The organism is Mesorhizobium sp. C089B (genome assembly GCF_030323125.1).
In the GTDB taxonomy this organism is placed as follows: Bacteria; Pseudomonadota; Alphaproteobacteria; order Rhizobiales; family Rhizobiaceae; genus Mesorhizobium.
Map to the genome: position 1 here is coordinate 1108546 of NZ_CP100469.1, position 14522 is coordinate 1123067.

The 14522-nt window shown below is 62.4% G+C and carries 15 protein-coding genes; 12 read left to right on the plus strand and 3 right to left on the minus strand.

Annotated features, from left to right (window positions below):
- Positions 1-10: 10 nt before the first annotated feature.
- Complete coding sequence (tyrS, locus tag NLY44_RS05660; protein WP_023669134.1) at positions 11-1264, minus strand: tyrosine--tRNA ligase; 1254 nt, start codon at positions 1262-1264, stop codon at positions 11-13.
- A gap of 254 nt (positions 1265-1518) precedes the next feature.
- Between tyrS and NLY44_RS05665 the strand changes: the two genes are divergently transcribed.
- The 4 genes from NLY44_RS05665 (at position 1519) to NLY44_RS05680 (ending at position 5207) form a co-directional block, all read left to right on the plus strand.
- Positions 1519-2253 carry a glycosyltransferase family 2 protein gene (locus tag NLY44_RS05665; RefSeq protein ID WP_023694104.1) on the plus strand — a complete coding sequence of 245 codons (735 nt, stop codon included), beginning with the start codon at positions 1519-1521 and terminating at the stop codon, positions 2251-2253.
- The gene (locus tag NLY44_RS05670; protein WP_023669132.1) at positions 2246-2578 is read left to right on the plus strand and encodes a lipid-A-disaccharide synthase N-terminal domain-containing protein; all 333 of its coding nucleotides are present in this window, start codon (positions 2246-2248) and stop codon (positions 2576-2578) included. Before NLY44_RS05665 ends, NLY44_RS05670 begins: the two co-directional genes overlap by 8 nt.
- A 58-nt stretch (positions 2579-2636) precedes the next feature.
- Complete coding sequence (locus NLY44_RS05675) at positions 2637-4280, plus strand: ArnT family glycosyltransferase (protein WP_023806461.1); 1644 nt, start codon at positions 2637-2639, stop codon at positions 4278-4280.
- A gap of 66 nt (positions 4281-4346) precedes the next feature.
- A complete protein-coding gene (locus tag NLY44_RS05680; RefSeq protein WP_245263861.1) occupies positions 4347-5207 on the plus strand; it encodes a phosphatase PAP2 family protein in 861 nt (286 codons plus the stop codon).
- A gap of 38 nt (positions 5208-5245) precedes the next feature.
- Here NLY44_RS05680 and NLY44_RS05685 read toward each other — a convergent pair whose 3' ends face one another.
- Both NLY44_RS05685 and NLY44_RS05690 read right to left on the minus strand, forming a co-directional pair.
- The gene (locus NLY44_RS05685; protein ID WP_023697554.1) at positions 5246-5893 is read right to left on the minus strand and encodes an FMN-binding negative transcriptional regulator; all 648 of its coding nucleotides are present in this window, start codon (positions 5891-5893) and stop codon (positions 5246-5248) included.
- 212 nt (positions 5894-6105) lie between these two features.
- Complete coding sequence (locus tag NLY44_RS05690; RefSeq protein ID WP_023669128.1) at positions 6106-6780, minus strand: alpha/beta hydrolase; 675 nt, start codon at positions 6778-6780, stop codon at positions 6106-6108.
- 255 nt (positions 6781-7035) lie between these two features.
- Here NLY44_RS05690 and NLY44_RS05695 point away from each other — a divergent pair, with 255 nt between their 5' ends.
- From NLY44_RS05695 to NLY44_RS05730, 8 genes are all read left to right on the plus strand, one after another.
- The gene (locus NLY44_RS05695; RefSeq protein ID WP_023806462.1) at positions 7036-8199 is read left to right on the plus strand and encodes a cysteine desulfurase family protein; all 1164 of its coding nucleotides are present in this window, start codon (positions 7036-7038) and stop codon (positions 8197-8199) included.
- Between the two features lie 186 nt (positions 8200-8385).
- Complete coding sequence (gene sufB, locus NLY44_RS05700; protein ID WP_023806463.1) at positions 8386-9903, plus strand: Fe-S cluster assembly protein SufB; 1518 nt, start codon at positions 8386-8388, stop codon at positions 9901-9903.
- Between the two features lie 309 nt (positions 9904-10212).
- On the plus strand, positions 10213-10374 hold the full coding sequence (locus NLY44_RS05705) for a hypothetical protein (RefSeq protein ID WP_023829964.1): 162 nt from the start codon (positions 10213-10215) through the stop codon (positions 10372-10374).
- 4 nt (positions 10375-10378) lie between these two features.
- A complete protein-coding gene (locus NLY44_RS05710; RefSeq protein ID WP_155923560.1) occupies positions 10379-10666 on the plus strand; it encodes a hypothetical protein in 288 nt (95 codons plus the stop codon).
- The gene (gene sufC / locus NLY44_RS05715) at positions 10659-11414 is read left to right on the plus strand and encodes a Fe-S cluster assembly ATPase SufC (RefSeq protein WP_023684862.1); all 756 of its coding nucleotides are present in this window, start codon (positions 10659-10661) and stop codon (positions 11412-11414) included. The genes NLY44_RS05710 and sufC overlap by 8 nt, the downstream gene beginning before the upstream one ends.
- A gap of 43 nt (positions 11415-11457) precedes the next feature.
- A complete protein-coding gene (gene sufD, locus NLY44_RS05720) occupies positions 11458-12726 on the plus strand; it encodes a Fe-S cluster assembly protein SufD (protein WP_023806466.1) in 1269 nt (422 codons plus the stop codon).
- Positions 12727-12858: 132 nt separating this feature from the next.
- Positions 12859-14100 (plus strand): cysteine desulfurase, encoded by a 1242-nt coding sequence (locus NLY44_RS05725; RefSeq protein ID WP_023734521.1) that lies wholly within the window; start codon positions 12859-12861, stop codon positions 14098-14100.
- Between the two features lie 21 nt (positions 14101-14121).
- Positions 14122-14508 (plus strand): SUF system Fe-S cluster assembly protein, encoded by a 387-nt coding sequence (locus tag NLY44_RS05730; RefSeq protein ID WP_023709315.1) that lies wholly within the window; start codon positions 14122-14124, stop codon positions 14506-14508.
- Positions 14509-14522 lie beyond the last annotated feature (14 nt).

A 14522-nucleotide genomic window follows, 5' to 3' on the forward strand; every position in this document is an offset into this window, starting at 1 on the left:
AGAAGACGGCTCAGGCAGGCCGCACAAGCACGTGCTTTTTCTTGCCCACTGAAAGCTTTGCGACGTTTTCCGGACTCAAATCCTGAGGCGTCACCATCCGCCGGTCGTCCGCCACCGGCTGGTCGTTGAGGCGCACGGCGCCGCCCTGGATATGCCGGCGCGCCTCGCCGTTCGACCCGGCAAGGCCCGCGGTGACCAGCAGCGACAGGATGCCGATGCCAGCTTCCAGCGCTGCGCCATCCACCTCGACGCTCGGCAGGGTTTCGGCCGTCACGCCTTCCTCGAACGTCTTGCGCGCGGTTTCCTCGGCCGCGAGCGCCGCCTCGCGGCCGTGCACGATGGCCGTGGTTTCTGTGGCCAGCACCTTCTTGGCCTCGTTGATCTCCGAGCCGCCAAGGGCGGCCAACCGCGCGATCTCCGAAAGCGGCAGCCGGGTGAAGATCTTCAGGAAGCGCTCGACGTCGGCATCCTCGGTGTTGCGCCAGTATTGCCAGAAATCATAGGGCGAGAAGAGGTCGCCGTTCAGCCACACCGCGCCCTTGGCCGATTTGCCCATCTTGGCGCCCGACGATGTCGTCAGCAGCGGCGTGGTCAGCGCATAAAGCTGCGGCGTGCCCATGCGGTGGCCGAGATCGACGCCGTTGATGATGTTGCCCCACTGGTCCGAACCGCCCATCTGCAGCCGGCAGTCGTGGCGGCGGCTGAGCTCGACGAAATCATAGCCTTGCAGGATCATGTAGTTGAATTCGAGGAAGGACAGCGACTGTTCGCGCTCGAGCCGCAGCCTGACGCTGTCGAAGGTCAGCATCCGGTTGACCGAAAAGTGGCGGCCGACATCGCGCAGGAACTCGACATAGTTGAGCTTCATCAGCCAGTCGGCATTGTTGACCATGATGGCGTCGTTGCCAGTGTCGCCGAAGCGCAGGATGCGGCCAAAAATTCGCTTGATGCCTTCGATGTTGGTGGCGATCGCCTCGGGCGTCAAAAGGCTGCGCTGGTCGTCACGGAAGGACGGGTCGCCGATCATCGAGGTGCCGCCGCCCATCAGTGCGATCGGCCGGTGGCCGGTCTCCTGCATCCAGTAGAGCATGGTCGCCGATATCAGATTGCCGATGTGCAGGCTGGTCGCCGTGGCGTCGTAGCCGACATAGGCGGTCACGGTTTCCTTCGCGAAAAGTTGATCCAGCCCGGTCTCATCCGAAATCTGGTGGATGAAGCCGCGCTCGCTCATGACGCGCAGGAAATCGGACTTGAAGGCGGGCATTGTTTCTTCCTGAAAGCGCCGGGTCCGAACGGCCCGGCATGGCCTGAACGCGGGCGTTTAGCATCCAAGCGCGTCAAGCAAAAGTGGTTTCCGATTTTGCGCCGGCATGGACAGCCTATTCTGCACTGCCGCGCATGCTTGCTTCATCCTGTCGGCTGGCGTAATGAGGCGCCGCGCCAACGGGTTCGATCCGCTGGAACGGCACCGCACGGCATCCACCGAATGCCATATCTTGTGACAGAGCCCGACGCGATATGCCGGACGCATTGATATCCATCGTCATTCCCTGCCGCAACGAGGCGGCGAACCTGCCGCTGCTGATCGACGAGATCGAGGCGGCGATGACCGGGCGCGACTTCGAAATCATCGTTGTCAATGACGGTTCGACTGACGACACCGCTTCGGTGCTTGCCGCTGAAGCCGCCACACGTCCGTTTCCGCTTCGGCAGCTTCGGCACGAAAAATCCGCCGGCCAGTCGCTTTCGGTGCGCTCGGGCGCCTGGGCGGCGCGCGGCTCGATAATCGCCACCATCGACGGCGACGGCCAGAACGACCCGCAATATATCCCCGTGCTGGTCGATGCGCTGCGTCGGGCAGGGCCCGATTTCGGCGCCGCGCAGGGGCAGCGGTTGAAGCGCCGCGACAGCAAGATCAAGCAATTGGCATCGCGTTTCGCCAACTGGCTGCGCGGCGCGATCCTGCATGACGACACCCGCGACACCGGTTGCGGCCTGAAGGCCATCCACACCGATATTTTGCGCAAACTGCCGTTTTTCGACGGCACGCATCGTTTCGTTCCGGCGCTGGTCATCCAGGAAGGCTACCGCGTCGTCCATTGCGACGTCGTCGACCGCTCCCGCCGCCACGGCAAGTCGAATTACGGCATCTTCGATCGCGGCCTGCAGGGCGCGCTCGATCTCGCCGGCGTCTGGTGGCTTCGGCGCCGGCGCCGCAGAATGCCAAAGGTAGAGGAAATCACGCATGGCTAACGTGTTTCAGGAATTGGCGACCTGGCTGCACCAGGTTTTCGTCAAGCAGTTCGACGCCTGGGTTCTGCTCGGCTTCGTTGCCCAGTTCTTCTTCACCATGCGTTTCCTGGTGCAGTGGATCGCTTCGGAAAAGGCCAAGCGCAGCGTCGTGCCGATCGCTTTCTGGTTCTTCTCGCTGTTCGGCGGCGGGCTGCTGCTGGTCTACGCCATCCAGCGTGAGGATCCGGTGTTCATCGCCGGCCAGGCCATGGGCATGGTGATCTATGTCAGAAATTTATGGCTCATCGCCAATGAGCGCAAGGCGGCGATGACCAAGGTCGACTGAGCCACCAGTCCCGCCAAATCCAGTCTGTCCGGTGTTGACCAGTCTGTCCGGTGTCGAAATGAGCAGGAACTACATCTTTCTCTTCCTGTTCAGCCTGGTGATGACGGCGTCGGGACTGGCCTCTTTGCCGCCGCTCGACCGCGACGAGCCGCGCTTCGTCCAGGCGACCAAGCAGATGACGGAGACCGGCGACTATGTCGACATCCGCTTCCAGGACGCGTCGCGCTACCAAAAGCCGATCGGCATCTACTGGCTGCAATCGGCGGCGGTGACGCTGAGCGGCGAGGGGGCACAGGCGCCGATCTGGATTTACCGGCTGATCTCGGCGCTGGGCATCGCCATCGCCGTCGTCACAATCGCCTGGACCGGGGCCAATCTGTTCGGCGCCAATGCCGGTCTTGCCGCCGGCCTGGTCATGGCGGCGATTTTCGCTACCGCCTTCGAAGGCCGCGACGCCAAGACCGACGCGATGCTGCTTGCCTGCTGCGTTCTGGCGCAAGGCGCGCTGGCGCAGATTTATCTGGCATCGCGCCGCAACGAGCCTGTCGCCGGCCATCTGCCGTGGATTTTCTGGGCTGCGCAGGGCGCGGCGATCCTCATCAAGGGGCCGATTGCACCGCTGCTGTCGGCGCTGACGGTGCTCACGCTGGTTGCTTTCGAGCGCGACTGGCGCTGGCTGGCGAGGCTGAAAGCCGGGCGTGGGCTGATTCTGGTGCTGTTGATCGTGCTGCCTTGGCTCGCCCTCATCACCTGGAAGAGCAACGGCGCCTTCCTGCAGCAGGCCGTCGGCAAGGATATGCTCGGCAAGGTCGCGCAAGGCGAGGAGTCGCACGGCGTTCCGCCGGGCTTCTACGTGCTGACCTATTGCCTGTTCATGTGGCCGTTCGGCCTTGTGGCGCTCGGCGCTGGACTGCAGGCGCTCAACCGATTGCGCGACGATCCGCGCCTGCGTTTCTGCCTCGCCTGGTACGTTCCGTTCTGGCTCGTCTTCGAATTGATCCCGACGAAACTGCCGCATTATGTGCTGCCGGCCTATCCCGGCATGGCCCTGCTCATCGGCTGGCTTTTGACGCTGACGCCGCAAGAGGCAAATGCGCCGCTCAGGCGCTGGCAGACATGGCTGTGGTGGGCGACCGCATTCGGCACCGTTCTGGTGACAGTCGGTCTCGCCGTGCTTTGCGTCGGTGCGCCGATCTATCTCATGAAGACATTTTTATGGTGGAGCGTTCCGGCCGCCGCGGCAGCATTGGGCGCCGGCTACCTCGCTGTTTCGCGCCAGACGCTGGTGCCGCTGGTCCGCATCGGCGGGGCTGCGGTTTGCGCCGGTATAACCTACGCCTTGCTGTTCGGTGTCATCGTGCCGTCACTGAAACCGATTTGGATGAGCCGGGAAATCGAGGCGGCGGTTCGCGCCGATCGTCCCTGTGAGATGAGCGTGCTCGCCTCCGCGCAATATCACGAACCGAGCCTGGTATTTCTGGTGGGCACAAAGACGGTACTGACCGATGTCGACGGGGTTGCGCAACATCTGCTTGGCGATCCGGCCTGCGCGCTGGGCCTGGCGCCGGTCGGCGATCAAAAACGGCTGGATGACCTGCTGGCAGGGCAAGGCAAGAAGGCCAGCCGCGTCGCCGAGATCGACGGCATCAACTATTCGTCAGGTGATAAATTGTCGCTCGGCCTGTACCGTGTGGCGAACTGATACCTCTTCGATGATCGCGCCGAGCTCCGCATGTTGATGAAGTCGCCATCACCGGCGCGTGCCGCTATGCCTGCCATGCTCCGGCAGTCTGTCGATAATTTCCGCGATACTTTCGGGATTGTACGGCATCGCCTGGCGACGCGCCCGGCGCGCTACCCGAAAATCCTGTGGTCGGTCTGGGTGGTGGCCTGGCTTTTGCTGACGGTCGCGGTGTCGCTCCGTTTCGACCATCTTGCGGGCACCATGGCGAGGCAGTGGGCTTCAGGCTCGACCAATGTCTTTCGCATCGCCGCGTTTTTTACCTTCTTCGGCCTCGGCGGCTGGTATCTTGTCCCGTCGGTACTGGTGCTGATTGCGGCGAATCTGGCGGATTGGCGCAGCCTTTCCCGGCGCGCGCGGATGACCTTCTACAACTGGACCTGCTTTGCTTTCATGGTGCTGGGTTCGATCGCACTCTCGGCCATGGTCGTCAACGTGCTGAAATATGGCGTGGGCAGAGCCAGGCCGATGAATTTCGACAAGCTCGGCGATCTGTCGCTGCATCCTTTTTCCTTGGAGGCGCGCTTTGCCAGCTTCCCGTCCGGCCATGCCACGACCATGGGCGTCATTTTCGGCATTGCACTGCTGTTGTTGCCCCAGCGCAGATGGGTGCTGCTGGCTGCAACCTTGTCGGTCGCATCGACCCGGATCTTTATCGGCGCGCACTATCCGAGCGACACTGTCGCCGGCTTCGGCCTTGGCTGTGCTGTTGCCATCGTTTGCGCGATGGTGCTTGGCCGGCTGGGATGTATCTTCCGCTACACGGCGTCGGGGTTGCCGGTGGCAAAAACTACGTTCCGCCTATTCCGTCGGGCTCGCAAACCAAACCAAAACGATGCGCCGAGACAGACGAATTTCCGCATTGGAGCAGCGCCGGCAAGCAACTGAATTGCTGACGCCTTTGGAACCATCTAAGGCCACCCCAGCTAGCTGTCGATGCCACCCCAGCTCCGCACCAGCCGAGCCATGTCAGGCGCGCCGGCGGCTTCCTTCTCCAGCCCTTCGGCGACACCGACGCGGTCGGCGACGGGCCGGTTCTGGCTGACTTTCCACTTGCCGCTGATTTCGGCGATCTCGATCTCAAGCCCGATGATGCCCTTGATCTGCGACTGGATGAAGGTCGGCGGCGCATCGGTCACCGCCCAGGGTGCCTCGCGGGCGCCTTCCTGTGACAGCGTCAGCTCGGTGATCTGCTGTGCGATCCAGGCGGAATCCTCGATCACTCTGACCGTTCCTCGCACCTGGACAATGGCGTAGTTCCAGGTCGGCACGACCTTGCCGGTCTCGCGCTTGGTCTCGTACCAGGACGGCGTCACATAGGCGTCGGCGCCCTGGAAGACGACCAGCACCGGCGATGTCGGATTGTCGGCCAGCTGACGCCATTGCGGGTTGGCCCTGGCCAGATGGGCGCGCAGCCGGCCATTCGGCCCAACCTCGGCATCAAGCAGGAAGGGAATGGCATTGGCGACCGGGCCATCGGCGCCGTTGGAGATCAGCAACCCCAGCGGATGCGTCCGGATCAACCCGTGCAGGACGTCCGGCCGCGTTTCCTGGAAATGGGGAGGCTGGTACATGATCGGTCATGCCTTCTTGCGCTGGCTGAACCGGCATTGTGCACCGTTCAGCCGAGCCGCGCCACATGTCAGGCTGGCTTCACCGTTTGGATCAGCCGAAATGGCATTGTCGCGCCCATGATGGGCACGACTGTGACGGCATCGGACCGGGAGTTTTTGTTTTGACGCAATTCCGGACGGAAAACCCGTTTACACTTTTCCTGGAATTGCTCTTAGCGCAGCCGCTTCGGCCGCGGATCGGACAATTCGCCGGCCAGCCGTCGGTCGAGATAGTCGGCGCATTCCTCGAGCAGCAGATCGGCGTCGTTGGCGAAGAAGTGGTTGGCGCCTGGCAAGGTCTTCTGCGTGATGGTGATGCCCTTTTGCGTGTGCAGCTTGTCGACCAGGCCCTGCACATCCTTGGGCGGCGCCACCTTGTCGGCATCGCCATGGATGATCAGACCCGATGACGGGCAGGGCGCCAGGAACGAGAAATCATAGGTGTTGGGCTGCGGCGCGATCGAGATGAAGCCCTCGATCTCGGGCCGGCGCATCAGAAGCTGCATGCCGATCCAGGAGCCGAAGGAATAACCGGCCACCCAGCAGCTCTTGGAATCCGGATGCAGCGACTGCACCCAGTCGAGCGCTGCGGCGGCATCCGACAATTCGCCGGTACCGTGGTCGAATTCGCCCTGGCTGCGGCCGATGCCGCGGAAGTTGAAGCGAAGCGTGGTGAAATCGCGCTTCTGGAACATGTAGAAGAGGTCATAGACGATCTTGTTGTTCATCGTGCCGCCGAATTGCGGATGCGGATGCAACACGATGGCAATCGGCGCGCTCTTCTCCTTGGAAGGCTGGTAGCGGCCCTCCAGGCGGCCGGCCGGACCGGTGAAAATGACCTCAGGCATGAAACACTCCAAATGGCATACGAATGCGCGGCGCCCGGAACAATTCTTACTCCAGCCCCAGCCCTTCCGGGCCTTGACGCAGGGCAAGCGTCTTCTTAGAAGCTAGTTTAGAATTGTTCAAAACTGGATAGCCAGCCGTGACGGCCCGGCCATCCTCGCCGCAAGCCGCGTAAATAGGACGTCTTGCCTTGCAATTTCAAGGAAATAACGCGCTATCCTTGCGGAAAGGGTCTTGACGGGATCGATTGGGTGAAAATGGCCGCAGCACGCGCCTATCTCGACTACAATGCCAGCGCGCCGCTCATTACCGAGGCGCGCGAGGCGATGATTGCCGCGCTCGATCTCGTCGCCAATCCGTCGTCGGTGCATGCCGAGGGGCGCGCGGCGCGGCGCCTGATCGACACTGCCCGGCGCGATGTGGCGGCACTTGTCGGCGCCAAGGCCGAGCATGTCGTCTTCACCTCGGGCGCGACGGAAGCCGCATCGACGCTGCTGACGCCGGATTGGCGGATGGGCCGTGGCACGGTGCGCATGAGCCGGCTCTATGTCTGCGAGGCCGACCACCCTTGCCTGTTGAACGGCGGCCGCTTCCCGGCAACACAGGTTTCGCGGATCGGCGTCGACGCCGATGGTATCGCTGTGCTCGCTCATCTGACAGCCGCTCTGGCCGCGCATGACAAGGCCGAAGGCCTGCCGTTGGTCGCGATCCATGCGGCCAACAACGAGACCGGCGTCATCCAGCCCATTGAAGCCATCGCCGCGATCGTCAAGGCGGCGGGCGGCATTCTGGTGGTCGACGCGGTGCAGGCTGCGGGCCGTGTTCCCATCGATATGTCAGCGGCTTACGCCGACTATTTGATTCTGTCTTCGCACAAGATCGGCGGCCCCAAGGGTGTCGGCGCCGTCGTTGCGGCAGCCGATCTGATGATGCCGAAGCCGCTGATCAATGGCGGCGGCCAGGAAAAGGGCCATCGCGGCGGCACCGAAAACCTGGCGGCCATCGCCGGCTTTGGCGCCGCGGCGCGGCAGGCTTTGGCTGGACTGAAAGACGTCGAAGCGATCGCGCAACGCCGCGGCGAGGTCGAGAAAACACTCAAAACGCTGGTGCCGGACGCAGAAATCTTCGGAACCGGCGCGCCAAGGCTTGCCAATACGACATTCTTCGCTATTCCCGGCATCAAGGCCGAGACGGCGCAGATCGCGTTCGATCTGGCTGGCGTGGCGCTGTCGGCGGGATCGGCCTGTTCGTCGGGCAAGGTCGGGCCGAGCCATGTGCTGAAAGCCATGGGTTACGGCGACAGCCTCGGCGCTTTGCGCGTGTCCATCGGCCACGCAACGAGTGCCGGGGATATCGAACTGTTCCGTGCTGCGCTGGCGGGTATTGCCCAGCGCCGGGCGGGCAGGGAACAAGCCGCCTGAAGGTGGCAAAACGAATTCAGGCCTCGCCGCCTGGTAGAGCCGTGCGTTTCATGTTGGCCGGGTGAATTCCCGGTCGGGACGCACTATATGAAACTTACGCCGCTTCCGGCGCCTCCAGGGGCAGCCGTGGCGATGCCATAGTTTGAAAACTGTCGGGCCTTGACCCGGCGTGGATGGAGAACGCTTATGCCTGCTGTGCAGGACACGATCGATCGGGTCCGAAAGATCGACGTCGACCAGTACAAATACGGATTCCAGACAGAGATCGCGATGGACAAGGCCCCCAAGGGCCTGAGCGAAGACATTATTCGCTTCATCTCGGCCAAGAAGGATGAACCGTCCTGGATGCTGGAATGGCGTCTGGAAGCCTATCGGCGCTGGCTGACGCTGGAAGAGCCGACCTGGGCGCGCGTCCATTATCCGAAGATCGATTTTCAGGACCTCTATTACTACGCGGCGCCCAAGAGCACGCCCGGCCCGACCTCGCTGAGCGACGTCGATCCCGAGCTGTTGAAGGTCTACGAGAAGCTCGGCATTCCGCTGCGGGAACAAGAAATCCTCGCCGGCGTGCAGAAAACCGACGTCTCCGATCTCGAGGAGCCCAGCGACAACGTCTACAAATCGGGCCGTGTCGCCGTCGACGCGGTGTTTGATTCCGTTTCCGTCGTCACCACGTTCAAGAAGGAACTGGCGCAGGCCGGCGTCATCTTCTGCTCGATCTCGGAAGCCATCCGCGAGCATCCGGAGCTGGTGCAGAAATATCTCGGCTCGGTCGTGCCGACATCCGACAATTTCTACGCCACGCTGAATTCGGCTGTCTTCACCGACGGCTCGTTCGTCTTCGTGCCCAAGGGCGTGCGCTGCCCGATGGAGCTGTCGACCTATTTCCGCATGAACGAGAAGAACACCGGCCAGTTCGAGCGCACGCTGATCATCGCCGAGGAGGGGGCTTACGTCTCCTATCTCGAAGGCTGCACGGCGCCGCAGCGCGACGAGAACCAGCTGCATGCCGCCGTCGTCGAACTGGTGGCGCTCGACGATGCCGAGATCAAATATTCGACGGTGCAGAACTGGTACCCCGGCGATGCCAAGGGCAAGGGCGGCATCTACAATTTCGTCACCAAGCGCGGCGACTGCCGCGGCCACCGTTCGAAGATCTCGTGGACGCAGGTCGAGACCGGTTCGGCGATCACCTGGAAATATCCCAGCTGCATCCTGCGCGGCGACGATTCCTCCGGCGAGTTCTATTCGATCGCTGTGTCGAACGGCTACCAGCAGGTCGATAGCGGCACCAAGATGATCCATCTCGGCAAGAACACGTCGAGCCGCATCATCTCCAAGGGCATTGCCGCCGGCTTCTCGCAGAACACCTATCGCGGCCAGGTCTCGGCGCACCGCAAGGCGACCAACGCCCGCAACTTCACCAATTGCGATAGTCTCCTGATCGGCGACCAGTGCGGCGCGCACACCGTGCCCTACATGGAAGCCAAGAACTCGACGGCGCAGTTCGAGCATGAGGCGACGACGTCAAAGATTTCCGAGGACCAGAAGTTCTACGTCATGCAGCGCGGCATCCCGGAAGAGGAGGCGATCGCGCTGATCGTCAACGGCTTCGTCAAGGATGTCATCCAGCAGCTGCCGATGGAGTTCGCGGTCGAAGCGCAGAAGCTTATCGGCATCAGCCTTGAGGGTAGCGTGGGGTGACAAGGGCGCGCAAACGCGAATCCGTGGAAAAACATGTCTATCTGCGGGATCGAGTGGATAACTGGGAAGCGGGCCTGGGCCTTGCGTTCTGGTTTTGCGCGATAGGGATAGTGCTGCTCGGCGCGGCCTACTCGCCGGATGGCTTTTGGCGAGGACTTTGGCAAGCCCTGACGCAGATGTAGAATAACCGGGCGTAGGCGCTCGGATAGGCAATGCGATGGACACTGGAAGGATAGCGACCCGCCAAGCGTTCAGGACCGTGCACAAGGCACAGGATTGCAACTGAACGTTTGAAAGGAAGTTGAAGTGATGGATACGGTTCCGATCGTTTTTTACGCTTTGGTGTGCGGCGCGCTCTGCGCTGTCGCGCCCTCTATCCAGTCGACGCCGCGCCGGATGGCGGCGGGCGCCGTGACCGGGCTGGTCTCGGCAATTATACTGCCGTTTCTGCGCCACTTGGTTGATGGCTGAAGAGATGACCATGACGCTGTCTCGCGACGAGATCTGGTTTGCGGTTCGCTGGCGGCGGCTATGGGCGGTTCGTCGCGAGGGCAACATCGCCACGATGAAATACGCCGCGGCCGCAGTAGCCTCGGCCCTGGTAGGCGCCGTTTTGGCGGCGTTCGTCCATCCGCTGGTCGGCCTTGCGGTTTTCGCGGTGGGGTTCGGCCTGTCCTTCTGGCGGTTCAAAACCCTGCAGCGCCGGCACACCGATTACACAGTCACCTACGACGACTATTTCAGAGAAAAGAACAATGCTTGAGATCAAGAACCTGCATGCCCGTATCGTCGATGACGGCACCGAGATCATCCGCGGCCTGAACCTGACGGTGAAAAACGGCGAGGTCGCCGCCATCATGGGCCCGAACGGCTCGGGCAAATCGACGCTGTCCTACATCCTCGCCGGCCGCGAGGACTATGAGGTCACCGAAGGCGATATCCTCTATAATGGCCAGTCGATTCTCGAAATGGACCCGGCCGAGCGCGCCACCGCGGGCATCTTCCTCGCCTTCCAGTATCCGATGGAGATACCTGGTGTCGCGACCATGGAATTCCTGAAGGTGGCGATGAACGAGCAGCGCAAGGCGCGCGGCGAGGAGCCGCTAAAAATTCCGGAATTTTTGAAGCGGGTGAAAGAGGCGGCAGCCTCGCTCTCGATGGACATGGCGATGCTGAAGCGGCCGCTCAATGTCGGCTTCTCCGGCGGCGAGAAGAAGCGGGCCGAGATCCTGCAGATGAAGCTGTTGGAACCGAAGCTCTGCGTGCTCGACGAGACCGATTCCGGCCTCGACATCGACGCGCTGAAGATCGTCTCGGACGGCGTCAACGCGCTGCGTTCGCCCGACCGTGCCATCATAGTCATCACCCACTACCAGCGCCTGCTCGAGCACATCGTGCCCGACAGCGTGCACGTCCTGTACAAGGGCCAGGTGATCAAGTCCGGCGACAAGTCGCTGGCGCTCGATCTCGAAGCCAATGGCTATGCCGGCGTGATCGGCGAAGCCGCGTGAGATGCCAGAAGGCCATTTTATGCTGAAAGGCGGGGCAAAACTGATGAATATGCATACACAACCCCAGCGCACACAGGCCGAAACGGCGTTGATCGACGCTTTCGGCGAGCGGCTGTCGCTGCTGCCGGGCGACGGCGCGGTGATGCTGAAGCGCGACGACGCCATTGAGGCGATCAAGCACGGGCTGCCGACGCGGCGCATCGAATCCTGGCATTACACTGACCTGCGCCGGCTGTTGACTGCGGTGCCGGCGTTCGATCCGACGGCCGCCGCCAAGGGGCTGGCGCCCATCGTCGAAGGTTCCGCCGTGCTGGCAGTTCTGAACGGCGTCTCGATTGCGAAATTCCCTGCCATCGAAGGCGTGACCGTCCAGCGCCTGTCGGAAAAGCTGACCGATGGCTCGATTGCGCCCGGCCTCGACCCCTATGGCAGCGATGACGCCATCGGCGCGCTGAACACTGCTTTCGTCGCCGACGGCTATTTCGTCGACGTCGCCGATGGCGCAGCACTGGAGAAGCCGATCGAATTGCAGAACCTGCAAGCCGGCGGACAGACCCATGTGCGCTTTCCCGTGCGTGTCGGCGCCGGCGCCAAGGCTGCGATCGTCGAGCGTCAGGCGGGCGAGGGCGCGGCTCTGGCCAGCTCCGTCAGCCAGCTGGTGCTGGACGAAGGCGCCGAGGTGACCTGGCTGATCATTCAGGAACAGCCGGAGACGGCCACCCATCTGGCGCAGTTCAAGGCGCATCTCGGCAAGAATTCGAAACTGACACTGTTTTTCATGAATGCCGGCGGCAAGCTTGTGCGCCAGGAGATCGTGGTGAAGACCACGGGCGAAGGCGCCGACTTCAAATTGCGCGGCATCAACCTGCTCGCCGGCGACACCCATACCGACGTGACCATGGTGCTCGACCATGCCGTGCCGCATACGACGTCGACGGAAGTAATCCGCAATGTCGTGACCGGCAAGGCGCGCGGCGTCTTCCAGGGCCGCATCAACGTCCACCAATACGCGCAGAAGACCAACGCCAAGATGGCCTGCAACACGCTGCTTCTGTCGGATGATGGCGAGTTCTCGACCAAGCCGGAGCTGGAAATCTTCGCCGACGACGTCATCTGCGGCCACGGCGCGACCGTTACCGAGATCGACCACAACCATCTGTTCTACCTGATGGCTCGCGGCATCGACGAGAAGAGCGCCCGTGGCCTGCTGGTCAAGGCGTTCGTCGCCGAAGTGATCGAGGAACTGGACGACGAAACCATCGTCGAGGCCCTGGAAACAAGGCTGGACGACTGGTTCGTGGCGCATGGGTAGCGCCTCCCCTTCTCCCCTTGTGGGTCCGAAGGACGGGCGAGGCAAGTGACACGCCCCGGGCGGTGGCCGAGCGAAGCTCGGTCGGGTGAGGGGTGCGTGACGAAGTGAGGCGGTGCCTCAAGAGAGCTTGTAATGGACCAGAAGATCGAAACAACCCCATACGACGTCGAGGCGATCCGCCGCGACTTCCCGATCCTGTCGCGCGAAGTCTACGGCAAACCGCTGGTCTATCTCGACAATGGCGCCTCGGCGCAGAAGCCGCAGGTGGTGCTGGATACGATCCAGCACGCCTATTCCCAGGAATACGCCAACGTGCATCGCGGCCTGCATTTCCTGTCGAATGCCGCAACCGACGCTTATGAGAAGGCACGCGAGACGGTGCGCCGTTTCCTCAATGCGCCAAGCACCGACAACATCGTCTTCACCTCGAACACGACCGCGGCGATCAACACCGTGGCTTACGGCTATGGCATGCCCAATATCGGCGCGGGCGACGAGATCGTGCTGTCGATCATGGAGCACCACTCCAACATCGTGCCGTGGCATTTCATCCGGGAGCGGCAGGGCGCCAAGCTGGTCTGGGTGCCGGTCGACGATCTCGGCATCTTCCACATCGAGGAATTCGAAAAGCGGCTGACCGACAAGACCAAGCTCGTCGCCATCACGCATATGTCGAACGCGCTGGGCACGGTAACCCCGATCAAGGAGATCGTGCGCATCGCGCATTCGCGTGGAATTCCCGTACTTGTCGACGGCAGCCAGAGCGCCGTGCACATGCCGATCGACGTGCAGGATCTGGATTGCGACTTCTTCGTCTTCACCGGCCACAAGGTTTACGGGCCGTCCGGCATCGGCGTGCTTTACGGCAAGAAGGATATTCTCTCGGCCATGCGCCCCTTCATGGGCGGAGGCGAGATGATCGAGGAAGTGACGGAAGACGTCGTCTCCTACAACGAGCCGCCGCACCGCTTCGAGGCCGGCACGCCGCCGATCGTGCAGGCGATCGGGCTGGGTGCAGCATTGGAATACATGGAAAAGATCGGCCGCGAGCGCATCGCCGCGCACGAGGCCGACCTCAAGACCTACGCACACGAGCGGCTGCGCGCCATCAACTCGCTGCGCATCTTCGGCGACGCGCCGGACAAGGGCGCCATCATTTCCTTTGAGTTGCAGGGCATTCATGCCCATGACGTGTCGATGGTGATAGACAGGCAAGGTGTTGCCGTCCGCGCGGGCACCCATTGCGCCCAGCCGCTGTTGAAACGCTTTGGCGTAACCTCCACATGCAGGGCATCGTTCGGCATGTATAATACCAGGGCCGAAGTCGACGCTTTGGCCGATGCGCTGGAAAAAGCGCGCAAGTTCTTCGGGTGACAGGTTCTTTGGATGACGACCATGGATGATGCGAGCCACACCACCGCGCCGGAAGCAGCCATCAATCCGCTGGTTTCCGCCTCGGCCATTCCCGCCGACGAACTGGCGCGGCTGACCGACGACATCGTCTCGGCGCTGAAGACGGTCTATGACCCGGAAATACCGGCCGACATCTATGAGCTCGGCCTCATCTACAAGATCGACATCGAGGACAACCGCGCGGTCAAGATCGACATGACGCTGACCGCGCCCGGCTGTCCGGTGGCCGGCGAAATGCCCGGCTGGGTGGAAAACGCCGTCGGCGCCGTCGAAGGCGTCTCCGGCGTCGAGGTCAACATGACCTTCGACCCGCCCTGGTCGCCCGACCGCATGTCGGAAGAGGCGCAGGTGGCGGTGGGCTGGTACTAGGTTGACTGAGGTTG